The sequence below is a fragment of the Yersinia sp. J1 genome, from assembly GCF_050586585.1.
GTDB lineage: Bacteria > Pseudomonadota > Gammaproteobacteria > Enterobacterales > Enterobacteriaceae > Yersinia > Yersinia entomophaga.
Window position 1 is genome coordinate 41,837 of sequence record NZ_JBOBDP010000003.1, and the last position, 24,097, is coordinate 65,933.

Sequence of the window (24,097 nt, forward strand, 5' to 3'; positions counted from 1 at the left end):
AACCGATATTTAGTGGACGGATTCCGCGGTAGCGAGCGTATCGCTGGCGAAAGCGACTTTATTGCGACCGTTTTTCTTGGCTTGATACAGTGCTTCATCCGCGGCTTTCAGCGAAGCTGGCAAATCCAAGGGTTGCAGCGGTGAAATGCCGGCGCTGAGCGTGACCGTAGTGGATACTTTATGATTGAAAACGTGGGGAATATCCAGCCCTAGTACGCGCTGGCGAACGCGCTCCGCCAGCTGTGAGGCGTATTCTTCGCTAACGTGGGTCAGCAATACCAGAAACTCTTCTCCACCGAAGCGCACCACGATATCTCGTGAACGCACAGCATCGCGAATGGCTGCAGCAACCCGCACCAAAGCCTGATCGCCCATGGTATGACCGTAGTTGTCGTTATAGGCCTTGAAATGGTCAATATCCAGCAACAAAACATAATGATTACCCGGCGACTGCGTTAGCAGGCTTTCCAGCTTACTTTCCAGGCCGCGTCGGTTATAAAGATTAGTTAATGGGTCTATCATGCTTAAATCACTGAATTTTTCTCGTTCATTATATAAATGGGCGACCAATTTTCGGGTGAATTCATCGCTGCGGCGCAGCATAAGATGATGTAAGCAAAAACCAATGAGTGGCAGCATAACAGTGAATATAATGCGGAAAATATTCTGGAAATCGTCCAGAAAAATCACGGCAATCGCCGCTGGCGCTGAATGTAAACAAAAGGCGATAAAGTTATCGGAAAGCGCGATAGTGCTGATAAAGAAAATTGTAAACAGGCTGATCAATAAGAAGTTATTTTCGTCTCGCCCCAAATATTCATATTTTAGAATGATTTGCCATGTCCACAGAATACCGAGAATAAATGCGAATATATTCAGTTTATTCGCATAATCCTTCGAAAAAAATATGTTAAATAACAATGCACTAATGCTGAGAATAGCAATCAATACCACCGGCAAAGTAAATGCTGGAGTGTAGTGAGCCGGTAATAACATATTAAAAATAGATGAAGACGCATTTAAAAATAAAAAGAGCAGTAAAGAGAGCCGATGCTTACTTTTCAATAGCTGATCGTAGGAATGGCCGTTCATATTAAATTCACTCTGTGTATGTAATGCTGTCCGCAGACAAATAAACAATATCCTCATGCCGCCTGATTTAAGGGGCACGATAAATAGTTTTTCTTTGAAATTATTCTTATTTAAATCTTTTTAAGATTTTTCTTAATACAAAATTACCATCTTTGGATCGGCATGTCATCATGATGTCGAGCTGCTACGCAAAATGATGCACTTAACTACAGAGTGTTATATGATATTGGTTATCATTATCACTTGGTGTGGGGGTATTATCATGATTGGAGCGACAATAGCAGCCTGCCGGTCGTGGAGGCTGAACGATTTCTTACTGAGTCGAATGGCCAGCGGATGGGGTGTTTTACTGCCTTGTGCGCTTTTACCTTTGCTGGGTTGGGGGGATTTTAGCGTGACCGAACTGCGTGGCATTATTGTCGCCGCGATGTTGGCAACGTTGAGTATGCTGTACCACCCGCGCCTGCGCCATTTTCTGTTGATTCCTTCCTGCCTGGCAATGGCTGGCGGTCTACTCGCAGTTTTGACACATCTATGAATACGGGCTGAATGACGGCGTATTTAGGGCAAAATAGGGAAGTTTTTTTGGGAAGATAACCAAGTGCTTTCGAGCGAGTACCGCTAAGTGAGCTATAGCCACATGCTATATCACTTGCACATACCAAGAAGGGAGAAAACCGAGGAATTCAATCAGTGTGGTGCGAAGGGAGGGACTTGAACCCTCACGTCCGTAAGAACACTAACACCTGAAGCTAGCGCGTCTACCAATTCCGCCACCATCGCACATCTGATTGTTTTTACTGCTTTAATTTATGTCACCAGCTTGGTGCGAAGGGAGGGACTTGAACCCTCACGTCCGTAAGAACACTAACACCTGAAGCTAGCGCGTCTACCAATTCCGCCACCATCGCATGATGCTGTGTAACATAAATCTTGTGATTGTTTGGTGCGAAGGGAGGGACTTGAACCCTCACGTCCGTAAGAACACTAACACCTGAAGCTAGCGCGTCTACCAATTCCGCCACCATCGCGTACCATGTTCATCACTTTTGTGATGCAACCACGGGGGCGAATTCTAGAGATTTTCCTGTTCAGGTCAATACTTATTTCCCTTTATCGGGACGGTTGCTGTAAAAAACAGCATATCCGCAGTTATTCGGCTGATTCATTGAGATATCGGGCTTTTCAGCGCTATTTTTCGTCAGCATTACTGATGAGTTCATCGGAAATTAAAAGCTTTCTCATCAATAAGAAGCCTGAAATATGTGAGAGAGTTCGGGTTGAAAGGCGGGCAAAGTACGGAATAAGTGAGTAAACGGTGTTTACGCCATGCGGCAGCGGCTATGCGCTGCAACATGACGTGCTGATCTTGAAAATTTCAACGTTAGCGTATTCAAACGCCAAATTATTACAGTATCAGATTATTAACGTTTGGCTTTTGCGCGGGGAGCGCGGCCAACGGTCGCCTGATAAACCTTAAAACGACCATTTTGTGCCAGTACTTCATGGCTGCCAAACGCGGCATCCAGCAGCGCCGGATAAGGCAGGAAAGAGTTAGCCACAATGCGCAGCTTGCCACCAACGTGCAAATGACCGGTTGCACCACGAATGAGCATTTCTGCCGCGTGGAAACTGGTTTGTAACCCATCATGGAACGGCGGGTTGGAAATGATCATATCGAAACGCCCCTGAATGTCAGAGTAAACGTTACTCGCGATCACTTCAGCTTCGATTTCGTTGGCAGCCAAGGTTGCCCGGCTGGCTTCAATGGCCGCTGCGCTAACGTCGCTCAGAGTCCATTTAATCTTCGGTGACTGTTTGGATAATACCGAAGCCAATACGCCTGCACCGCAGCCGACGTCCAGCACGCGACCTTTAAAAGGTTCGTTGAAGGTGGAGAGCAGCAGGTAGCTGCCGGAATCCAGCGCGTCTTTACTGAACACGCCCGGCAGGGTTTTGATGGTGACATCATCAACCTGATAGCTATGCCACCAGCCTTCCGGATCAAATTCAGGCTGTTTATCTAAACGCGCATGGTACAAACCGCAGCGGCGCGCGCTGTCGATTTTGGTCAACGTGGCAAAATCACTCAGCATTTCTTCTGCGCTACGTACGCCACAGCGGTTTTCACCGACGATAAAAATATCGGTGCCGATTGGCAGCATAGACAGCAGATTAGCCAGTTGGAACTGAGCTTCTTGCTTGCTTTTTGGCCAGTAGTAAATCAGCGTATCACTTTGCGCCAGAAAATCGGCGTCAGCCAGCAGACCGAATTGAACATTGTCTTCCAGCGTATTGCTCAGTAATTGCCAGTGGTGATATTGGTTAGTGTGAACACGCACCTCGGCGGCTTCGAACTGCGCCGGTAACGCGTCCTGTAGGTCGCCTGCAAAAATCACGCGGCGTTGAATAAACTCATCACTATGGCGCAGCATCACTTCACTGGCTGGGGTTAATGCGGACATCAGTCGTTGGCTCCTTAATAATATGATCGGGGATTATAGAGGTTTGTTGGCGCATATTCGATGTGTTTGCTAGCATAGCGCCGAAACACGGGTATCTTGACAGGAAATAGCATGGCATCAAGACGAGACTGGCTATTGCAGCAGCTTGGCATTACGCAGTGGACGCTACGCCGTCCCGCCGTGTTGCAAGGCGAAATTGCAGTAAGTTTACCCGAGGATATTCGCCTGCTTATTGTGGCGGAAACGCTCCCCGGTCAGGACGATCCTTTGCTGTGTGATATCGTGCGCAGCCTTGGCCTGAGTGCCGCTCAGATATATAGCCTGACGCCGGATCAGGTGGCGATGCTGCCGGAAGATACGCAGTGTAATAGTTGGCGATTGGGTATCAGCGAGCCGCTTGCGCTGGCCGGTGCACAATTACACAGCCCGGCGTTGACCGAGCTTTATCAAGATGCGGGCGCGAAGCGCGCACTTTGGCAGCAGATTTGTCACCATGAAGCAGATTTCTATCCTGACGCCAGCCGATCTGGCCACCGCGTATCAGATTGAGCAAGCCAGCCACGAATTTCCGTGGACGGAAAAAACCCTGTTCAGTAATCAGGGCGAACGTTATCTCAACTATAAGCTGACGGTCGATCAGCAAATGGCCGGTTTCGCGATTACGCAAATTGTATTGGACGAAGCCACGCTGTTTAATATCGCCATTGATCCGCAGCATCAGCGCCAAGGCTACGGCCGCTTACTGCTTGAACATTTGATTGAACAGTTGGAGACGCGTGATGTAGTCACACTTTGGCTGGAGGTAAGAGCCTCAAACGCCCGCGCCATCGCGCTGTATGACAGCCTTGGCTTTAATGAAGTATCGGTGCGGCGTAACTACTATCCCAGCGCGAATGGGCGCGAAGATGCCATTATGATGGCGTTACCTTTGGCTTAAAGCCGGTTTCGCTGTCGCAGGTATTTTCATCGATTGTCTATCCCGGTTAAATCAGGGAAAATATCGCGCTATAACACTGATTCTCGCTTTCCTGAATCATGCATGACTCCGAGTGATGCCAGAGCAGGGCGGCCCAAAGTAGAAATATCTAACTATGTCTCCAAGTGAATATGCACAAGAAGTGGCGAAAAGACGTACTTTCGCCATTATTTCCCACCCTGATGCCGGTAAAACCACCATCACTGAAAAAGTGTTGCTGTTCGGACAGGCTATCCAAACCGCCGGTACGGTAAAAGGCCGTGGCTCCAATAACCACGCCAAATCCGACTGGATGGAAATGGAGAAACAGCGCGGTATCTCCATCACCACCTCGGTGATGCAGTTCCCGTATAAGGAATGCCTGGTAAACCTGCTGGACACCCCGGGGCATGAAGACTTCTCCGAAGATACTTACCGTACTCTAACCGCCGTCGACTGCTGTTTGATGGTTATTGATGCGGCAAAAGGGGTAGAAGATCGTACCCGTAAGCTGATGGAAGTGACCCGCCTGCGCGATACGCCGATTCTGACCTTTATGAACAAATTGGATCGTGATATTCGTGATCCGATGGAAGTGCTGGATGAAGTGGAACGCGAACTGAAAATTGCCTGTTCTCCAATCACTTGGCCAATTGGCTGCGGTAAGTTGTTTAAAGGGGTTTACCACCTCTATAAAGATGAAACTTATCTGTACCAGACCGGTAAAGGCCACACCATTCAGGAAGTCCGGATTGTTAAAGGCCTGAATAACCCAGAGCTGGACGTTGCTGTAGGTGAAGATCTGGCCAAACAGTTCCGTCAGGAGCTGGAACTGGTGCAGGGCGCTTCCCATGAGTTCGATCATGAGGCTTTCCTGACCGGTGATTTAACGCCGGTCTTCTTCGGTACCGCATTAGGTAACTTTGGCGTGGATCACATGCTGGACGGCCTGGTTTCCTGGGCTCCGGCACCGATGCCGCGTAAAACCGACGTGCGTGAAGTGGTGGCGTCAGAAGAGAAATTCACCGGTTTCGTATTTAAAATTCAGGCCAATATGGACCCGAAACACCGTGACCGCGTGGCCTTTATGCGTGTAGTTTCCGGCCGATACGTAAAAGGTATGAAACTGCGTCAGGTTCGTACCAAGAAAGACGTTGTGATTTCTGATGCGTTGACTTTTATGGCCGGCGACCGTTCCCATGTGGAGGAGGCTTTTGCTGGCGATATCATCGGCTTGCACAACCACGGAACCATTCAGATTGGTGATACCTTCACTCAAGGTGAAGATATGAAGTTCACCGGTATCCCGAACTTTGCGCCAGAGCTATTCCGTCGTATTCGTCTGCGCGATCCGCTGAAGCAGAAACAATTGTTGAAAGGTCTGGTTCAGCTGTCAGAAGAAGGTGCGGTACAGGTATTCCGCCCAATCTCCAACAACGACCTGATCGTCGGTGCGGTAGGGGTGCTACAGTTTGAGGTGGTATCTTCCCGGCTGAAAAGTGAATACAACGTTGAAGCAGTATACGAATCGGTCAATGTTTCCACCGCCCGTTGGGTTGAGTGCAACGACGTGAAGAAATTCGAAGAGTTCAAACGTAAGAATGAGCTGAATCTGGCGCTGGATGGTGGCGATAATCTGAGCTATATCGCTCCAACCATGGTCAACCTGAATATTACTCAAGAGCGTTATCCGGACGTTATTTTCCGTAAAACTCGCGAGCATTAATCTCAGCTGTATCCCTTATAATTCGGGGCATCCACTGCCCCGAATCTTTAGTTTTCCTCATCATTTATACCTCTAAGATTCATCCTACTAATCTTCCGATGTTGCCCCTTTAGGCGGATTCCTACTGTCTTTTTTTATCTGTGGTCTATATTTATAAGCGTGTTAGGCAATCGTTCAGATAAAAACAGTATTCTGAATCAATCAGTTAAGCTTTTGTTTGTTCATTGCCAAACGACAGGTTTAATTCTGTTAAATCAGTCAGTAAGCGAAAATGTGCTCTGGATTAAGCGTTATTGTCAGTTGTAGCAGGCAGTTTTGCTTCAGTTTGTTAATCCGGACTTTGTTTATGGCTGAATTTAATGGTGTTTTAGGCCGGCATCGCAATTGTGGATTGCAATTGCAGTATGTCTGACCGAGCAAGCTCAATTTTTGCCCGTTTGGAAATATTGAAGCTACAGTAATTGTGAAGTATCCATTGAGTGAGCCACGAAAACGGTGGCGAAACAACTGACACTGACTGGCTTCACACCAAAAAGGAAAAATCGATGAAAAACACTACATTTGCACGTTCAGTGATGGCTGTTGTTTTAGGTTCTGCGTTGGTTAGCGGAAGCGTAATGGCTGAAGACACTTTACTCAATAAAGCATCCAGCACGATAGACAGCACCGGTGCGAAAATCGATAGCTCCATGAAAAAAGTTGATAATTACATGGATGAGAGCGCAACTACGGCTAAAGTTAAAAGTGCATTAGTTGAGGATAAAACTATTAAGAGCGGCGATATCTCGGTGAAAACTGAAAATGGCGTTGTTGTTCTGAGTGGTTTTGTATCCAGCCAGGCTGAAGCCGAGCGTGCGGTTGCTGTCGCAAGCAAGGTAGAAGGCGTGAAATCTGTCAGTGATAAGCTGCATGTAAAAGATCAGAAAACACAATCAGTTGGTGAATATGCCGGTGACGCAACCACGACCAGCAAAGTAAAAGCCAAACTGTTGGCCGATGATATCGTTCCATCGCGCAAAATTACCGTAGAAACCACCGCTGGTGTCGTCCTATTGACGGGCGACGTAGAAAATAAAGCGCAAGCTGAGCGGGCTGAAAGCATCGCGAAAGCCATCGACGGTGTGAAAAGTGTAAAAAACGATCTGAACATTAAGCCTTAATACTTCCACAGACGGTCTGTGGAGTAGCAGGCCGTTCTGAAGAGCTTAAAACCCAGAGTTGACCCGTTAGTCGTTGCTGAAGCGCTCTATGGATGGGGCTTTTTGAAGCTACAAATACCACAGTAAGCGTGTTGTTCAGCACTACAGCGGGTCAATTTTATTGAGATACGGATGGAAGGAGAGGGCTTATGTTTCGTTGGGGCATTATTTTTCTGGTAATAGCGTTGATTGCTGCGGCGCTGGGTTTCGGTGGGTTAGCCGGTACGGCGGCCTGGGCCGCCAAAGTGGTATTCGTCGTCGGTATCATACTCTTCTTAATCAGTTTGTTTACCGGACGTAAACGTCTTTAGCTAGCGTAGGAAGATTTTTACATTCTTGTTTTTATGCTGGAAAGCCGCTGTCATTAACAGCGGCTTTTTAATGGGCCAAATGAAGCTATTTAAGAAACCACCAATAGCGAATTAAGACGACATCATTAGCAAAAAGAGTCTGTTTTTCCGATGTTAATCGGTGATTTACTGGGCGTAAAACTGGCTATCAGCAATGATTCTTTACAAGAAGATTAACGAAAGCGCGTAAGACAAGCTATTCTCGGGGTCTATTGCTACTCACTAAGGATGGATGGTGGGACACAGAATACCTATCACGCTGGGCAATATTGAGCCATTAGCGTACAAACCCTATCAGCCCGGGAAAATGGCGTTGGTATGTGAAGGGGGCGGGCAGCGGGGGATTTTTACCGCCGGGGTGCTGGATGAATTTCAGCGAGCCCGCTTTAATCCATTCGATTTAATGATAGGTACTTCCGCCGGTGCGCAGAATCTATCCGCTTTCATCTGTGACCAGCCGGGCTATGCTCGTCGGGTTATCACGCGTTATACCACCAGTGCGAATTTCTTTAATCCTTTGCGCTTTGTTCGTGGCGGCCACCTGATCGATCTCGATTGGCTGGTCAATATCACCTCTGAGCAATTGCCGCTAGCTATTGATCATGCGGAAAAGCATTTGTCCAATGGACGTGAATTCTTGATGTGCGCCTGCCGCAGCGATGATTTCACGCCGACTTATATCGCGCCCAATAGAGAAAACTGGCTGCCGGCGATTAAAGCCTCCAGCGCCATTCCTGGATTTTATCGTTCAGGGGTGGAAATGGATGGAATCAGTTATCTGGACGGTGGTATCAGCGATGCCATACCGGTGGAGGAAGCTCATCGTCGCGGCGCAGATACCATTGTCGTGATTCGCACAGTGCCTTCGCAAATGTATTACACCCCGCAGTGGATGAAGCGCATGGAGCATTGGTTTAGCGAAAGCAGCCTGCAACAAATGGTGCGAATTATGCAGCAACACGAGCATAGCTATCATCGCATTCAAAAGTTTATTGAAAAGCCGCCGGGGAAATTACGGGTGTTTGAAATTTTCCCACCTAAGCCGCTAGCCAGTAACGCTTTGGGCAGTAAAATAGCTTCGCTAAATCGGGATTATCATTTGGGACGCCGCTGTGGTCGTTATTTTTTAGCAACCGTGGGCCACTGGTTATTGCCTCGAGATAAAAGGCCGGATGATAAGAGTAAGGTGGTTTTCTCTCGTCGTTTAATTAAACCCCGCCATGACATTCAGCCTGAAATTGTAGCCTCGTCATTGCTCTCTGAATCGGGTCACTTTGCTGAAACGGGGAAAATCTTACCCGCCGAGAATATGCCGTTAGCAAAGGGGCTTATTTTACCGGCTAAGCTTAGAAATAAAGTGGCGCAGGTGATTTCTGATTTCACTCCACCGGTCAAAGCAAAAAAATCTAAAGGTGATAAGGCATAATGTCAGGTTCTAACAGCAGCGCAGCTTATTTTATTGATACTCACTGTCATTTCGATTTTCCGCCGTTTAGCGGAGCGGAGGTGGCTAGTCTGACATCGGCTGCGCAGGCGAACGTTCGGCAAATCATTGTACCCGCTGTAGAAGCCGAATATTTCGATCGCATACAGGCTTTAGCTAATGATTATCCGGCGCTGTTTGCCGCTCTGGGAATGCACCCGCTGTATATCGACAGGCATCAGGAGCCGCATCTGACTTTACTGGATCAGCGGCTGTCGCAGAGATCGCCAAAAGTGGTTGCAGTGGGCGAGATTGGGCTGGATCTGTATATGGAAAATCCGCAGTTCTCTCGCCAATTGGCGTTATTACAAGCGCAGCTTAAATTAGCTAAACGGTATGATTTACCAGTGATTTTGCATTCTCGCCGCACTCACGATCAACTGGCCGCGGCGCTGCGTAAAGCCGATCTGCCGCGCACCGGTGTAGTACATGGTTTTGCCGGCAGTCTGGTACAAGCGCAGGCGTTTATTAAATTAGGCTATTACATCGGCGTGGGTGGCACTATTAGCTATGAGCGAGCGCAGAAAACCAGAAAAGTGATGGCCGAGTTACCGCTGGAAGCGCTGTTGCTGGAAACCGATGCGCCGGATATGCCGCTGGCCGGTTTTCAGGGACAACCGAATCGCCCTGAACGCACGGCGGACGTGTTCACTGTGCTGTGTGAATTACGATCCGAACCAGCGGATGTCATTGCGCAGCAGCTTTATGCCAACAGTGTGCGTTTGTTTAATCTTCCTCCGGCGTAATACCTTTCATTTCACCGCGCAGTTGTGCTGACTACCTCCATTCATCCCCGAGACTTAGTCGGCTAAGCTCCCAACCACTCACTCAGCTGCCGCGTGGCTGCAACGAAAAATGAACGGATGGCTAACAACGGGCTGAACGTCATTGAAGCCCCTGAATGAGTTACTTAGCGTGGTAACATCCTAACTACTAATAACGGCTATAATTATGTGAATCTGATCACGTTTCCAGTCATTTGGTTGCTTCTTTGTGTGTTTATTTGTGACAGGGATTGTTTGCGATTTGAGCCATGACGCTATAATCCCCCCGAATTCAAAAAAGAAATATGTGGTCTGAACGCATATTAAATCGTGTCATTCTCCATTTAATACATACACAGGGAACATCAGATGCAACCCATCATGAGTTTGGTCGGGATGGCGGTACTGATATTAATTGCTGTCTTACTCTCGAGTAACTTTAGGGCTATTAATATCCGCACCGTCGTAGGCGCTTTTATTATCCAGATTGGCGTCGGAGCATTGGTTTTGTATGTGCCGATCGGTCGCCGTATTTTGGGCGGAATGTCCGAAGGCGTAGCGAATGTGATCGCCTATGGTAACGAAGGGATTTCATTTATTTTCGGCGGACTGGTCTCCGACAAGATGTTTGAAGTTTTCGGCGGCGGTGGCTTTGTTTTCGCCCTGCGCGTTCTGCCGGTTATCGTCTTTTTCTCCTCACTGATCGCGGTACTTTATTACCTCGGAATCATGCAGCTGGTGATTCGCGTACTGGGTGGCGGCCTGCAAAAACTGCTGGGGACTTCCCGCACTGAATCCCTGTCGGCTACCGCGAATATCTTCGTTGGTCAGACAGAAGCGCCGTTGGTGGTACGTCCGTACATCTCTACCATGACACAATCTGAGCTGTTTGCCGTGATGTGCGGTGGCCTGGCGTCGGTTGCGGGTTCAGTATTGGCGGGTTATGCGCAAATGGGCGTGCCGTTGGAATACCTGATTGCCGCGTCCTTTATGGCCGCGCCAGGTGGCTTGCTGTTTGCCAAATTGATGGTGCCGGAAACTGAAAAAACGCACGATCACGAAGATGCAACCAAGCTGATTCCTGAAGCCGATCGCCCAGCGAACGTCATCGATGCAGCGGCAACCGGTGCGGCTTCCGGTATGCAATTGGCGTTGAACGTGGGTGCAATGCTGTTGGCATTCATCGCGTTAATCGCTTTGTTGAACGGCATTTTAGGCGGTATTGGCGGCTGGTTTGATTATCCGCAGCTCTCGCTGGAATTGATTCTAGGCTGGGTATTCTCGCCAATTGCTTTCCTGATTGGCGTGCCGTGGAGCGAAGCGACGGTGGCGGGTTCCTTTATCGGTCAGAAGATTATCGTCAATGAATTCGTGGCCTTTATGAACTTCGGTCAGTATTTGAAAGCCGATGAGTTGGTTATTGCCGCTGGTTTGCCAGTACTTTCCGATCATACCAAAGCCATTATTTCTTTTGCTCTGTGCGGTTTTGCCAACCTTTCATCCGTGGCAATTCTGTTGGGCGGTCTGGGCAGCATGGCGCCGAATCGCCGTCATGACATTGCTCGTTTCGGTTTGAAAGCGGTGGCAGCAGGGACTTTATCTAATCTGATGAGCGCCACCATTGCCGGTTTCTTCCTGGCTCTGTAATTCATATCGATTTGTAAAATATAATATTCTGCAAAGGTAGATTGTTTGTAGAATAGCGTGCTGGCGGGGACGGTTATCACCCGCCAGCCTGTTTTTCCCTTCCGGTGACTCAGGCCGTTTGTGCGTATTGTCATCACCGTCGTCGCACGGAATTAGATGAATAGGCTATTCTTGATGCGAGAGCGAAAGATAGTCTGCACTTATCGATAAATCAGGTTATTTTGTGACTCAATTCACATATAATTCAGACCTGTTACAAATAACTATTAATTAATGTGAGTATTAACACATCTCATTTGAGCGCTTCATGCTCAAATAGAGACAGCTGGCTTTTCTTGTGGAAAAGCTAAGTGCGGTGAGATGGATCTCAGTTGCCGCTGCGGGAGCAAATCCCAAGGGCGCTATCTTCAAGGAACCAAGTCCGCTCGCCAACGTGTTGAGCTGCATGGCCTGGAATTTCCATAGGAAATTGCCGTCAGTTCATAAATGAATGCTCGGTTTTGGCGCGGTGCCGAAGCTGAAATAGAGTTGGAGAGTTTTATGACCGATTTAACCGCCAGCGCGAAACGTGCGCTCAGTTTGATGGATTTGACCACTCTGAATGACGACGATACCGATCAAAAGGTTATCGATCTTTGTCATCAGGCAAAAACCCCTGCGGGTCATACTGCGGCTGTCTGCATTTATCCTCGTTTTATTCCGATTGCTCGTAAAACGCTACGGGAACAGGGTACCCCTGAGATCCGTATTGCCACAGTGACCAATTTCCCGCATGGCAATGACGATATCGACATTGCTTTGACCGAGACCCGCGCGGCTATTGCCTACGGCGCCGATGAAGTAGACGTGGTGTTCCCATATCGCGCGCTGATGGCTGGTAACGATAAAGTGGGCTTCGAGCTGGTAAAAGTGTGCAAAGAGGCCTGTGCCGCCGCCAACGTATTGCTGAAAGTCATCATCGAAACCGGTGAATTGAAACAGCAACATTTGATCCGTCAGGCTTCTGAAATTGCGATTAAAGCGGGCGCTGATTTCATTAAAACCTCAACCGGGAAAGTACCGGTGAACGCGACGCTGGAAAGTGCGGAAATCATGATTCGCACCATTCACGATTTGGGCGTAGGCAAAGAAGTCGGCTTCAAACCTGCTGGCGGTGTGCGTACTGCAGAAGACGCGGCTGCATTCCTGAAACTGGCGGACGGTATCATGGGCGAAGGTTGGGCGGATGCGCGCCACTTCCGCTTCGGTGCATCCAGCCTGTTAGCCAGCTTGCTGACCACTTTAGGTCATCACAGCACAGCCAAACCCGGCGGTTATTAATTATTGCAGATGCACGACGGGCACTGCGCCCGCCGTGTTGCTATTGCTGAAAAGGCACAATGCGCTTTTCGATTCCCATTCAGGTCAAGCAGGGGGATGCCTTGTTTCTGGCACAAGAAATTATTCGTAAAAAACGCGACGGTCTGCCGTTGAGCGAAGAAGAAATTCGTTTCTTCATCAATGGTATTCGCGACAATGTTGTTTCCGAAGGGCAGATCGCCGCTTTGGCGATGACCATTTATTTTCATGATATGAGCATGCCTGAACGCGTGGCGCTGACTATGGCGATGCGCGATTCCGGTACCGTGCTGGACTGGAAAAGTCTCAAGCTGAATGGCCCTATTGTGGATAAGCATTCTACCGGTGGCGTTGGCGATGTGACTTCGTTAATGCTCGGCCCAATGGTAGCGGCTTGCGGCGGTTATGTTCCTATGATTTCAGGCCGTGGCCTGGGCCATACCGGCGGTACACTGGATAAGCTGGAGGCCATTCCTGGCTTTGATATTTTCCCGGATGATAATACTTTCCGTAAGATTATTCAGGATGTTGGCGTCGCAATCATCGGCCAGACCAGTTCATTGGCTCCGGCGGATAAACGTTTTTACGCCACTCGCGATATTACTGCGACCGTGGATTCCATTCCGCTGATTACCGCTTCTATTCTGGCGAAGAAACTGGCGGAAGGCCTGGATGCGCTGGTGATGGACGTTAAAGTCGGTTCTGGTGCCTTTATGCCAACCTATCAACTGTCCGCAGATTTGGCGCAGGCGATTGTCGGCGTTGCCAACGGCGCGGGTTGTAAAACAACGGCTCTGCTGACTGATATGAATCAGGTGCTGGCATCCAGCGCCGGTAACGGTGTGGAAGTTCGTGAAGCCGTACGCTTCCTGACCGGTGAATATCGCAATCCGCGCTTGCTGGAAGTGACGATGGCGCTGTGCGTCGAAATGTTGCTTTCCGGCGGGTTGGCGAACTCCGAAACCGATGCGCGCGCTAAGCTACAGGCGGTATTGGATAACGGTAAAGCGGCAGAAGTCTTTGGTCGCATGATTGCGGCTCAGAAAGGCCCGACTGATTTCGTTGAACGTTACGACAGCTATTTGCCGGTGGCGATGCTGAGCAAACCGGTCTTTGCAGAAAAACCGGGCATTATCACCGCGATGGATACCCGCGCGCTGGGGATGTCTGTGGTAGCGCTGGGCGGCGGTCGTCGCCGTGCTACCGATTCAATCGACTACAGCGTTGGCCTGACCGATATGGCGCGTCTGGGCGATAAAATGGATAGCGAACGTCCGTTGGCAGTGATTCATGCCAACAATGAAAGTGACTGGCAGCAGGCGGCTGATGCAGTACGCGCGGCCATGACGCTGGGTGACAAAGCGTTAGAACAAACGCCGGTGGTTTATCGTCGGATTACCGAATAAGCTTTCTTTATTCACTACGAATTTGGCGCAGTAAGGCATGTTGGCCGTACTGCTCCCACAGCGTGAGTTCACGCAGGAGAAAATGATGAAACGTACATTTATTATGGTATTAGACTCATTTGGTATCGGTGCTAGCGCTGATGCTGGCAAGTTTAACGATGAAGGTGCCAACACCCTCGGCCACATCGCTGAAGCCTGTGCCCGCGGTGATGCTGATATTGGACGTAAAGGCCCGCTGACGTTGCCGAACCTGAGCCGTTTAGGGCTGGGTAAAGCCGCTGAAGAATCCTGCGGTACTTTCCCTGTGGGTCTGGATAAAGATGCTGACATCATTGGTGCCTATGCTTACGCCAGCGAATTATCTTCCGGTAAAGACACTCCGTCAGGCCATTGGGAAATTGCAGGTGTGCCAGTTCTGTTTGATTGGGGCTATTTCAGCGACGTTGAGAACAGTTTCCCGCAGGAATTGCTGGATAAACTGGTTAAGCGCGCCAACCTGCCGGGCTACCTAGGCAACTGCCATTCATCCGGTACTGTAATTTTGGATCAGTTGGGCGAAGAACATATGAAAACCGGCAAGCCGATTTTCTATACCTCTGCTGACTCGGTTTTCCAGATTGCTTGCCACGAAGAAACTTTCGGACTGGATCGTCTGTATGAGCTGTGTGAAATCGCTCGCGAAGAGTTAACCGAAGGCGGCTACAACATTGGTCGCGTTATCGCTCGTCCGTTTATCGGCGACAAACCGGGTAACTTCCAGCGTACTGGTAACCGCCACGATCTGGCCGTTGAACCGCCAGCGCCAACCATTTTGAAAAAGCTGGTTGATGAGAAACAGGGTGAGGTGGTTTCTATCGGCAAAATCGCCGATATCTACGCACACGTGGGCATCACTCACAAAGTCAAAGCTACCGGTATTGATGCTTTGTTCGACGCTACTTTGGAAGAAATGAAGAAAGCGGGCGATAACACCATCGTCTTTACCAACTTCGTGGATTTCGACTCTTCTTACGGCCACCGCCGCGATGTGGCAGGTTATGCCGCCGCGCTGGAACTGTTCGATCGCCGCTTGCCAGAATTGCTGGAATTGGTGAAAGATGACGACATTATCATCTTCACCGCTGACCACGGTTGCGATCCAACCTGGCCGGGTACCGATCACACCCGTGAGCACATTCCAGTGCTGGTTTACGGTCCCAAAGTGAAACCGGGTTCTCTCGGTCATCGCGATACTTTCGCTGACATCGGTCAGACCGTCGCGAAATATTTTGATTTGTCACCGATGGATTACGGCAAACCAATGTTTTGATTATCTGCGTCGGACCGTTTATGGCGGTCGACCGGTGATTTTATTTAATATTTTTGATTTATAAGGAAAATAATTATGGCTACGCCACATATCAATGCTGAAATGGGTGATTTTGCTGACGTTGTCCTGATGCCAGGGGACCCGCTGCGAGCAAAATTCATCGCAGAAACCTTCCTGCAAGACGTGCGTCAGGTTAACAATGTGCGTGGCATGCTGGGGTTCACCGGTACTTATAAAGGCCGCAAAATCTCGGTAATGGGTCACGGTATGGGTATTCCATCCTGCTCAATCTACGCGAAAGAACTGATCACCGATTTCGGCGTGAAAAAAATCATTCGCGTGGGTTCATGTGGCGCAGTTCGTAACGATGTAAAACTGCGTGACGTTGTGATTGGTATGGGTGCCTGCACCGATTCCAAAGTTAACCGTCTGCGTTTTAAAGATCACGATTATGCGGCTATCGCTGATTTCGATATGGTGCGTAACGCTGTTGACGCCGCTAAAGCCAAAGGCGTTCCAGCACGCGTCGGTAATATTTTCTCCGCTGATTTATTCTATACGCCAGACCCACAAATGTTTGATGTAATGGAAAAATACGGCATTTTGGGCGTGGAAATGGAAGCTGCCGGTATCTACGGCGTAGCGGCAGAATTTGGTGCTAAAGCGCTGACTATCTGTACCGTTTCTGACCATATCCGTACCGGTGAACAAACTACCGCAGAAGAACGCCAAACGACCTTCAACGACATGATTGAAATCGCGTTGGAATCTGTTCTGCTGGGCGATAAAGAGTAATAGCCCGGGCTACAATTTCTTCTGAGCCGCACACTCCGCTGCGGCTCTTTTTTTATCAATACTTTCTGTTTCTTTCTATATGCGTCAACAGGTTCCAGATATCACCCCTGAACATTGGCTACAAGCGCAGCGTTTGGTTGAGATATTTTGGCTTCGAGTGGCTGATCATTCAGCTATCTGTTTGGAATTCAGTGCGATAGCATTGCCAAATGCAGGAAAAGTTGGCTCACTCACGCCACGTATCCAACGCATGGCCTGAACCTACTTTTTGACCTGCGATTCCTCGGTTCTTTCCGTAGATTTGCTGGCAGTTGAATCCGCATTGGATGATTCCCCTGATTCGCTGTCTTCTTCTACCGGCGTATTGGCAGTGAGCAGATAAGGCGATTGCTGCCAGCGGCTACGGCGATGCTGCAATAAGGTTCTGGCCAGAATAATACCGACCGCCAGCGCGACCAGAATCATTAAACGCAGTAAGTTGGTGGTGTTATCCACCTGCTTGGATTCGGTTGCCAGTACGTGGGTATCTAACGTCATGCGCAAAAAGCCGCTAGGCCCGTTCTTGCCGGGAATCATCTCCACAATCTGATGATTGAAATAACTGCCGGGGCGTTTGCCGTCCAGCGCCAACCGGTCACGCACTTTGACTTTTTCGCCAGAATCCGCGACCAAAGTGCCGTCAATCAAATACACACTGGCATCCAGTATGCGACTCGCCTGCGTCAACTGTTTCAGGACTTCATCGACCTTCTGGCTATCCACGTCGTCATTGTTGCTATCCATAATCGGAGACAGGCTAAAAGCCACCTGTTTCGCCAGCGTTTTCGCCAGCTCTTCCACCTGTTCGGAGCGTGCCAACTGGTGGCTGAGGCTGAAATAGGATGCGCCCTGCATAAGCAGTACAAGCAAAGCTAGACAAATCAGTACGATAGCAGTGCGATGCAGTCGAAATTTTAATTTAGCCCGGGCCATGCAGGTTCCTTACGCGTTTTGATGACTTTATGTTGCCAGAAGCAAGGACGATAGGATAGCTTGATGCATCGTTTTTACCCTTCATCTTTCTCGCTGCTGCGGTGTTGGCTGCTTTTGCTCACCCCAGTCGCTTAGTGGGCTAAGCTCCTGAGGATTCGCTCAGTCGCTGCTTGGCCGCAACGAGAAATTATTGGGCTTATATCGCAGCTTTGCTGTGATGTGAGGCTATTGGGTATATATTGCCGATTCTGGGTTTCTACAGGAGCTTTTCATGTCAAATAGTCTGACCTATTGCGATCTCCCCGCGGAGATTTATCAGTGGCCCGGTTTGCCGCTTTCTTTGAGTGGTGACGAGGTTATGCCGCTGGATTATCGTGCGGGCCATACGGGTTGGCTGTTGTACGGCAGAAAGCTGGATAAACAACGTATTACCGATTTTCAACGCCGTTTGGGCGCGGCGATGGTGATTGTCTCCGCTTGGTGCGTCGATGACTATCAGGTGATTCGTCTGGCTGGTAGCCTGACACCGCGGATTAAAACGCTGGCGGACGAAAGCGGGCTCGATGTGGCTCCGCTAGGCGCAATTCCTCATTTGCGTACGCCGGGTTTATTGGTTATGGATATGGATTCCACGGCTATTCAGATCGAATGTATTGATGAAATAGCCAAATTAGCCGGCGTGGGCGACGAAGTGGCCGCTGTAACCGAGCGGGCAATGCAAGGGGAACTCGATTTCTCTGCCAGCCTGCGTCAGCGGGTAGGTACGCTGAAAGGAGCCGATGCCAATATTCTGAAACAGGTACGCGATACTTTGCCGCTGATGCCGGGGTTGGTCACGCTCGTGAAGAAATTACAGGCGCTGAACTGGCATGTGGCTATCGCTTCTGGCGGGTTCACTTATTATGCGGAATATCTGCGGGATAAGCTGCATCTGGACGCGGTAGCCGCCAATGAGCTGGAAATCCGTGACGGCAAACTGACCGGTCAGGTGCTGGGCCCGATTGTCGATGCGCAATACAAAGCCGACACACTGATTAAACTGGCGGAAAAACTGTCTATTCCGATTCAGCAAACCATTGCCATCGGCGACGGTGCCAACGATCTGAAAATGATGCAGGCAGCCGGTTTGGGGTTGGCGTTCCATGCTAAGCCTAAGGTTTATGCTAAAGCGAAAGTGGCGATTCGGCACGGTGATTTGATGAGCGTGCTGTGTATTTTAAGCGGCAGTCTGAAGCACGAAGAACGCTAATTCCCTACGTTTCTGGCGTGCTCGCTCAGTTTGCCGTCACGCCAGTAAACCGTAGGAAAATAGGCGGTTACAACGCTAAAACCTATTGAATTTTAAATTTATTGTTAGATCGTAATACAGAGGAAAAGACGTGGCTAAAGCACCAAAACGCGCATTTGTTTGTAATGAGTGCGGCGCAGATTATCCGCGCTGGCAGGGGCAGTGCAGTGCCTGTAACGCCTGGAATACCATTACCGAAGTGCGTCTGGCTGCGGCAACGCCTTCTTCGCGTAACGATCGCCTCGGTGGCTATGCGGGCGAGGCGGGTATCAGTCGGGTACAAAAGCTGTCAGATATCAGTCTGGAAGCGCTGCCGCGTTTCACCACCGGCTTCCTTGAGTTCGATCGGGTGTTAGGCGGCGGCGTGGTACCCGGCAGTGCCATTCTGATTGGTGGCAACCCCGGCGCGGGGAAAAGTACCCTGCTGTTACAGGTATTGTGCAAGCTATCTGAAGGCATGAAAACCCTGTATGTCACCGGTGAGGAATCGCTACAGCAGGTGGCGATGCGAGCGCATCGACTCGGTTTGCCCACCGGTAATCTGAATATGTTATCGGAAACTAGCATCGAGCAGATTTGCCTGATTGCAGAGCAAGAACAGCCTAAGCTGATGGTGATCGACTCCATTCAGGTGATGCATATGGCCGATATTCAGTCCTCTCCCGGCAGCGTGGCGCAGGTGCGCGAAACCGCCGCTTATCTAACACGTTTTGCTAAAACACGCGGCGTAGCGATAGTGATGGTTGGTCACGTGACTAAAGACGGCTCGCTGGCCGGTCCGAAAGTGTTGGAACACTGTATCGACTGTTCAGTGATGTTGGATGGCGACGGCGATTCCCGCTTCCGTACTCTTCGCAGCCATAAAAACCGCTTTGGTGCGGTGAATGAGTTGGGCGTTTTTGCCATGACGGAACAAGGGCTACGTGAAGTCAGTAATCCATCGGCAATTTTCCTCAGCCGGGGTGATGAAGTCACTGCCGGTAGCTCGGTGATGGTGGTGTGGGAAGGGACACGTCCGCTGTTGGTTGAGATTCAGGCGCTGGTGGATCATTCGATGATGTCGAATCCGCGGCGAGTAGCAGTAGGATTGGAACAGAATCGACTGGCTATCTTGCTGGCGGTTTTACACCGTCACGGCGGCCTGCAAATGTCGGATCAGGATGTTTTCGTTAACGTGGTCGGTGGGGTAAAAGTTACGGAAACCAGCGCCGATTTGGCGTTATTAATGTCATTGGTATCCAGCTTGCGGGATCGGCCCTTACCGCAGGATTTAGTGGTATTTGGCGAAGTCGGGCTGGCCGGTGAGATTCGCCCGGTGCCCAGTGGCCAGGAGCGAATTTCCGAGGCGGCGAAGCACGGTTTTAAGCGAGCCATAGTGCCGCACGCCAACATGCCGAAGAAGCCTCTGCCGAATATGCAGGTATTTGGCGTGAAAAAACTGGCCGACGCGCTGGCGGTTCTAGAGGATCTTTAAGCTGCATTTAGTCGTGTTGTTTGAGCAGCATACTGTGTTATTTTTGTTTAGCGTGCTAAACAGGAGGCAGTATGCTGCAGTTCGATTATTTAAAAACGGCAATCAAACAGAAAGGCTGCACGTTACAGCAAGTGGCCGAAGCCAGTGGCATGACCAAAGGATATTTAAGCCAGCTACTTAACGATAAAATCAAAAGCCCCAGTGCGCAAAAACTTGAAGCCCTGCATCGTTTTCTTGGGTTGGAATTCCCTCGCCGCGAGAAAAAGGTCGGCGTAGTGTTTGGTAAATTTTACCCGCTGCATACCGGCCACATCTATTTGATCCAACGAGCCTGTAGCCAGGTAGATGAACTACATATCATTCTGTGCCACGACGAACCTCGGGATCGGGAACTGTTCGAGAACAGCTCCATGTCACAACAGCCAACGGTTAGTGACCGTTTGCGCTGGCTGCTGCAAACGTTCAAATATCAAAAAAATATCCGCATTCACTCATTTGATGAGCACGGCATCGAACCCTATCCGCACGGGTGGGATGTCTGGAGCCGCGGCGTAAAGGCCTTTATGGCAGAAAAAGGCATAGTGCCAAGCTTTATCTATTCCAGCGAAAGTCAGGATGCGCCGCGCTATCGCGAACAGTTTGGTATCGAAACCATCCTGATCGATCCGCAGCGTTCATTTATGAAGATCAGCGGCCGTCAGATCCGCCGTGATCCTTTCCGTTACTGGGATTATATTCCTACCGAAGTCAAACCCTTCTTTGTCCGTACGGTGGCGATCCTCGGCGGGGAGTCCAGTGGAAAATCGACGCTGGTGAATAAATTAGCCAATATATTCAATACCACCAGCGCCTGGGAGTACGGGCGGGATTACGTATTTTCCCATTTGGGTGGCGATGAGATGGCGTTGCAATACTCAGATTACGACAAAATAGCCTTGGGGCAGGCGCAGTACGTGGATTTCGCGGTGAAATACGCCAATAAGGTTGCATTTATCGATACGGACTTCGTCACGACTCAGGCATTTTGTAAGAAATACGAAGGGCGGGAGCATCCTTTCGTGCAGGCATTGATCGATGAGTATCGCTTCGATCTGGTGATTCTGTTGGAGAATAATACTCCGTGGGTGGCCGACGGTTTACGCAGTCTGGGGAGTACTTCCGATCGGAAATCCTTCCAAAGCCTGCTGGAAGATATGCTGAGAGCCAATAACGTTGAATATGTTCACGTGGAATCGGCAGACTACGACGAGCGCTTCCTGCGCTGCGTTGAATTGGTTCAGCAATTGCTGGCCGCCGATCCACTGCGATTATCCCGCTCACCGATCAGCGAGCGGAACAGTCTGCAGAATGATAATTAATAAGCGATAACCAGCTTGCCCTGCATGCGTCCAGTCAGTACTTTTTGGTGCGCCGCGTGCAGGGTGTCAGTCGTCAGGCCGTGTAAAGTATCACTCAGCGTGCCGCGCAGTTCTCCTGCGTCGACATATTGAGCGACCTGTTTCAATATTTCTCCCTGTTGCGCCATATCCGGCGTGTTGAACATGCTGCGGGTAAACATCAATTCCCAGTGCAGAGCGGCACTTTTCAGTTTCAACGCGCTTTGATCGAGGGGATGAGTATTTTCCACGATGGTGCAAATGTGGCCCATCGGTGCGATGAGGTCGCCGATCGTCGCCCAGTGACCGTCGGTGTCATTCAGGCAGAAAATATAATCCACCTTATCGATCCCATTACTGGCCAGTTCTCCTTTTAGATCGCGATAATCGACGGTGAGATCTGCGCCGCGATCCAGACACCAGCTTGCAGAGACTGGGTTCGAGGCTGTGGCGATCACGTTAACCTGACTACGCAGCGCCGCCAGTGAGATGGCTATCGATCCCACGCCGCCGGCACCGCCAATGATCAACAGGGTTTTCCCCGCTGGCGCTTCCTGAATTTTTAGATGCTCAAATAGCCCTTCCCAGGCGGTCAATGCGGTCAACGGCATGGCAGCGGCTTCTGCCCAGTTCAGGCGATTCGGTTTACGCGCCACGATGCGGGCATCGACCAATTGATGCGTGGCGTTGCTGCCAGGACGCGTCAGATCACCGGCATACCAGACTTCATCTCCAACGCTAAAACCCTGTGTCGAGCTACCTACGCCAATGACTACGCCGCTGGCATCCCAGCCGAGCACTCGCGGCTGCTGTAAGCCATTTTTTTGTAGACCGGCGTGGACTTTGGTATCCACCGGATTAACCGATGCGGCTTTCACTTCCACTAAGAGATCGAAAGCACTGGGCGTTGGCTGATCCCACGGGATCTGAATGAAATCGGCGGGTTTCTGCGGATTAACTGCAATAGCGTAATGAGACATAGCCTAGCTCCTTTTTAGGTAGACCTTGAGTTTAGATCCGATTGACTAGAGTGATAAGATGGACAATCAATAACGCAGTGTTCGTCTATGGTGAACAATTATGTTTAAGCAGCTACAGGATATGGCGCTGTTTGCGCGAGTGGCCGAATGCGGCAGTTTTACCAAGGCGGCGGCCATCGCCGGTTTACCTAAATCCAGCGTCAGTCAGCGGATTAGCCTGTTGGAACACCGGTTGGGTATCCGGTTGCTGAATAGAACCACGCGTCAGATCAGCCTGACGTTCGCCGGTGAACGCTATTTGGTTCACTGTCAGGAAATGCTACAGGCGGCGGAGCGAGCCGATTTAACCCTACAGCGCTTGCTGGATAATCCCAGCGGCCGACTGCGAGTTTCCAGTCCGGCAGGGCTGGCCGCCACTTTGCTGGCGCGGATTGCCACGGATTTTCAACGACAATATCCCGATGTTTCTCTCGAGGTATTGGTCTCCGACGTTAAAGTGGATTTGGTGGAAGAAGGCTTCGATGTGGCGTTGCGCACTGGAAAACCGCAGGATTCTTCATTGATTGGACGCCGCTTGGGCTATGCGCCCCGCAATTTACTGGCTTCTCCTGATTATCTGACTCAATTTCCGCCGATTTTACATCCGCGTCAGTTGGAGGAACATCGTTGGATTACCCACCGCGCTTGGCCAGAACTGGTATTAAATCATCAGGATGAATATTTCCGTTGGCAGTTACCTAAGCTACACGTCACCGATAATTTGCTCTACGCCATTGAGTGCACACTATCGGCGGGTGGAATTACCTTGCTGCCCGCTTTTCTTAGTCGCGAAAAGGTCGCGCAGGGAAAATTAGTGGAAGTGTTGCCGGAATGGCTGGCCGAAGGGAATGAACTGTATTTGGTTTATCCCAGCCGGAAATTAAATTCACCGGCATTGAGCTGTTTTATTGATGTGGTTATGGGGCATCCGGTATTTACCCATTATGCCCAAGGATTAACGTAATATTTTTGGTGCGTTGGCTAAGTGAGAGCATTACTTTGCGGCAGAAGTGGGAAGCGCAACAATATCGTTAAAATCGGTCCCAAACCAATAGACGCCATAATCGCTCCAGTGTGGGCCTTCAATAAAATCCATCAGCGAAACCTGTTCGGTGTAAAAAACCTGACCGGCCTGATTTTCAATTTTAATGTAGCCGCTGTAATGAGAGCCGTCGCCGGGCGAGCCAATAGAGGGAATCAATTGGGTAATCTTATAAAAGCGCATAACGTATTGATGATTGGGACTCCATTCTTCCCTGACCAGAGTGCCTTGTTGCCACCAAAAATAGACTGCTCCACCCAGAATAAACAAAAATAGCGTCCATCGGATTTTGCGGATTCTTATTAATTTTTTCAGTGCTTCAGAGATTGAATATAATTTCATTTGCTATCCATGCGTCAGGCTAAAAAAATACTGCCCACCAAGGTGAGCAGTATTT

General features: G+C 49.8%; 23 protein-coding genes and 3 tRNA genes. 18 read left to right on the top strand and 8 right to left on the bottom strand.

The features are described from left to right. Window positions 1-9 precede the first annotated feature (9 nt). Window positions 10-1,092 carry a GGDEF domain-containing protein gene (locus ACQ4OC_RS07260; protein WP_064516271.1) on the bottom strand — a complete coding sequence of 361 codons (1,083 nt, stop codon included), beginning with the start codon at window positions 1,090-1,092 and terminating at the stop codon, window positions 10-12. Between the two features lie 262 nt (window positions 1,093-1,354). On the opposite strand from ACQ4OC_RS07260, the gene ACQ4OC_RS07265 reads away from it, so the two are divergent. After that, the gene (locus ACQ4OC_RS07265) at window positions 1,355-1,630 is read left to right on the top strand and encodes a DUF1435 family protein (RefSeq protein ID WP_064516273.1); all 276 of its coding nucleotides are present in this window, start codon (window positions 1,355-1,357) and stop codon (window positions 1,628-1,630) included. Window positions 1,631-1,788: 158 nt separating this feature from the next. On the opposite strand, the gene ACQ4OC_RS07270 is transcribed toward ACQ4OC_RS07265, so the two are convergent. The 4 genes from ACQ4OC_RS07270 to rsmC all read right to left on the bottom strand — a co-directional run bounded on the left by ACQ4OC_RS07270 (window position 1,789) and on the right by rsmC (window position 3,557). Further along, window positions 1,789-1,875: transfer RNA gene (locus ACQ4OC_RS07270), tRNA-Leu, on the bottom strand. 41 nt (window positions 1,876-1,916) lie between these two features. Further along, window positions 1,917-2,003, bottom strand: a tRNA-Leu gene (locus ACQ4OC_RS07275). Between the two features lie 33 nt (window positions 2,004-2,036). After that, window positions 2,037-2,123: transfer RNA gene (locus tag ACQ4OC_RS07280), tRNA-Leu, on the bottom strand. Between the two features lie 393 nt (window positions 2,124-2,516). After that, on the bottom strand, window positions 2,517-3,557 hold the full coding sequence (gene rsmC, locus ACQ4OC_RS07285) for a 16S rRNA (guanine(1207)-N(2))-methyltransferase RsmC (RefSeq protein ID WP_064516275.1): 1,041 nt from the start codon (window positions 3,555-3,557) through the stop codon (window positions 2,517-2,519). A 111-nt stretch (window positions 3,558-3,668) separates the two neighbouring features. On the opposite strand from rsmC, the gene ACQ4OC_RS07290 reads away from it, so the two are divergent. From ACQ4OC_RS07290 to ACQ4OC_RS07350, 13 genes are all read left to right on the top strand, one after another. Next, on the top strand, window positions 3,669-4,106 hold the full coding sequence (locus tag ACQ4OC_RS07290; protein ID WP_064516277.1) for a DNA polymerase III subunit psi: 438 nt from the start codon (window positions 3,669-3,671) through the stop codon (window positions 4,104-4,106). Next, entirely contained in the window at window positions 4,051-4,494 is a 444-nt protein-coding gene (rimI, locus tag ACQ4OC_RS07295; RefSeq protein WP_064516279.1) for a ribosomal protein S18-alanine N-acetyltransferase, read from the top strand. Before ACQ4OC_RS07290 ends, rimI begins: the two co-directional genes overlap by 56 nt. A 154-nt stretch (window positions 4,495-4,648) precedes the next feature. Continuing rightward, the gene (gene prfC, locus ACQ4OC_RS07300; RefSeq protein ID WP_064516281.1) at window positions 4,649-6,238 is read left to right on the top strand and encodes a peptide chain release factor 3; all 1,590 of its coding nucleotides are present in this window, start codon (window positions 4,649-4,651) and stop codon (window positions 6,236-6,238) included. A 545-nt stretch (window positions 6,239-6,783) separates the two neighbouring features. Continuing rightward, on the top strand, window positions 6,784-7,398 hold the full coding sequence (osmY, locus tag ACQ4OC_RS07305) for a molecular chaperone OsmY (protein WP_064516283.1): 615 nt from the start codon (window positions 6,784-6,786) through the stop codon (window positions 7,396-7,398). A gap of 188 nt (window positions 7,399-7,586) precedes the next feature. Then, window positions 7,587-7,748 (top strand): DUF1328 domain-containing protein, encoded by a 162-nt coding sequence (locus tag ACQ4OC_RS07310; RefSeq protein WP_004389381.1) that lies wholly within the window; start codon window positions 7,587-7,589, stop codon window positions 7,746-7,748. A gap of 271 nt (window positions 7,749-8,019) precedes the next feature. Further along, entirely contained in the window at window positions 8,020-9,213 is a 1,194-nt protein-coding gene (locus ACQ4OC_RS07315) for a patatin-like phospholipase family protein (RefSeq protein ID WP_120805179.1), read from the top strand. Beyond that, window positions 9,213-10,016: a TatD family hydrolase gene (locus ACQ4OC_RS07320; RefSeq protein ID WP_064516288.1), complete on the top strand. Its 804-nt coding sequence runs from the start codon at window positions 9,213-9,215 to the stop codon at window positions 10,014-10,016. Before ACQ4OC_RS07315 ends, ACQ4OC_RS07320 begins: the two co-directional genes overlap by 1 nt. Before the next feature lie 399 nt (window positions 10,017-10,415). Beyond that, on the top strand, window positions 10,416-11,681 hold the full coding sequence (locus ACQ4OC_RS07325; protein WP_179207938.1) for a NupC/NupG family nucleoside CNT transporter: 1,266 nt from the start codon (window positions 10,416-10,418) through the stop codon (window positions 11,679-11,681). Between the two features lie 540 nt (window positions 11,682-12,221). After that, a complete protein-coding gene (gene deoC, locus ACQ4OC_RS07330; protein WP_064518433.1) occupies window positions 12,222-13,001 on the top strand; it encodes a deoxyribose-phosphate aldolase in 780 nt (259 codons plus the stop codon). A 101-nt stretch (window positions 13,002-13,102) separates the two neighbouring features. Further along, window positions 13,103-14,425, top strand: a complete 1,323-nt coding sequence (gene deoA, locus ACQ4OC_RS07335) for a thymidine phosphorylase (protein WP_064518435.1) — start codon at window positions 13,103-13,105, stop codon at window positions 14,423-14,425. 85 nt (window positions 14,426-14,510) lie between these two features. Beyond that, on the top strand, window positions 14,511-15,734 hold the full coding sequence (gene deoB, locus ACQ4OC_RS07340; protein ID WP_120805396.1) for a phosphopentomutase: 1,224 nt from the start codon (window positions 14,511-14,513) through the stop codon (window positions 15,732-15,734). 75 nt (window positions 15,735-15,809) lie between these two features. Further along, complete coding sequence (gene deoD / locus ACQ4OC_RS07345; RefSeq protein ID WP_049599015.1) at window positions 15,810-16,529, top strand: purine-nucleoside phosphorylase; 720 nt, start codon at window positions 15,810-15,812, stop codon at window positions 16,527-16,529. Window positions 16,530-16,608: 79 nt separating this feature from the next. Continuing rightward, window positions 16,609-16,788 carry a hypothetical protein gene (locus ACQ4OC_RS07350; protein WP_430971051.1) on the top strand — a complete coding sequence of 60 codons (180 nt, stop codon included), beginning with the start codon at window positions 16,609-16,611 and terminating at the stop codon, window positions 16,786-16,788. 2 nt (window positions 16,789-16,790) lie between these two features. Here ACQ4OC_RS07350 and ACQ4OC_RS07355 read toward each other — a convergent pair whose 3' ends face one another. After that, entirely contained in the window at window positions 16,791-17,501 is a 711-nt protein-coding gene (locus ACQ4OC_RS07355; RefSeq protein WP_064516292.1) for a YtjB family periplasmic protein, read from the bottom strand. Window positions 17,502-17,772: 271 nt separating this feature from the next. Between ACQ4OC_RS07355 and serB the strand changes: the two genes are divergently transcribed. The 3 genes from serB to nadR all read left to right on the top strand — a co-directional run bounded on the left by serB (window position 17,773) and on the right by nadR (window position 21,621). Further along, window positions 17,773-18,750, top strand: coding sequence for a phosphoserine phosphatase (gene serB, locus ACQ4OC_RS07360; RefSeq protein WP_049599009.1), 978 nt, complete (start codon window positions 17,773-17,775; stop codon window positions 18,748-18,750). Window positions 18,751-18,880: 130 nt separating this feature from the next. Continuing rightward, window positions 18,881-20,263, top strand: coding sequence for a DNA repair protein RadA (radA, locus tag ACQ4OC_RS07365; RefSeq protein ID WP_049599006.1), 1,383 nt, complete (start codon window positions 18,881-18,883; stop codon window positions 20,261-20,263). Between the two features lie 71 nt (window positions 20,264-20,334). After that, a complete protein-coding gene (nadR, locus tag ACQ4OC_RS07370) occupies window positions 20,335-21,621 on the top strand; it encodes a multifunctional transcriptional regulator/nicotinamide-nucleotide adenylyltransferase/ribosylnicotinamide kinase NadR (RefSeq protein WP_064516294.1) in 1,287 nt (428 codons plus the stop codon). Here the strand turns inward: nadR and ACQ4OC_RS07375 are convergent. Then, complete coding sequence (locus ACQ4OC_RS07375) at window positions 21,618-22,619, bottom strand: zinc-binding alcohol dehydrogenase family protein (RefSeq protein ID WP_064516296.1); 1,002 nt, start codon at window positions 22,617-22,619, stop codon at window positions 21,618-21,620. The genes nadR and ACQ4OC_RS07375 overlap by 4 nt on opposite strands. Before the next feature lie 100 nt (window positions 22,620-22,719). Here ACQ4OC_RS07375 and ACQ4OC_RS07380 point away from each other — a divergent pair, with 100 nt between their 5' ends. Beyond that, entirely contained in the window at window positions 22,720-23,622 is a 903-nt protein-coding gene (locus ACQ4OC_RS07380; RefSeq protein WP_064516298.1) for a LysR family transcriptional regulator, read from the top strand. A 30-nt stretch (window positions 23,623-23,652) separates the two neighbouring features. Here the strand turns inward: ACQ4OC_RS07380 and ACQ4OC_RS07385 are convergent, their stop codons facing one another. Beyond that, window positions 23,653-24,042, bottom strand: coding sequence for a hypothetical protein (locus ACQ4OC_RS07385; RefSeq protein ID WP_430971052.1), 390 nt, complete (start codon window positions 24,040-24,042; stop codon window positions 23,653-23,655). Window positions 24,043-24,097: the final 55 nt, after the last annotated feature.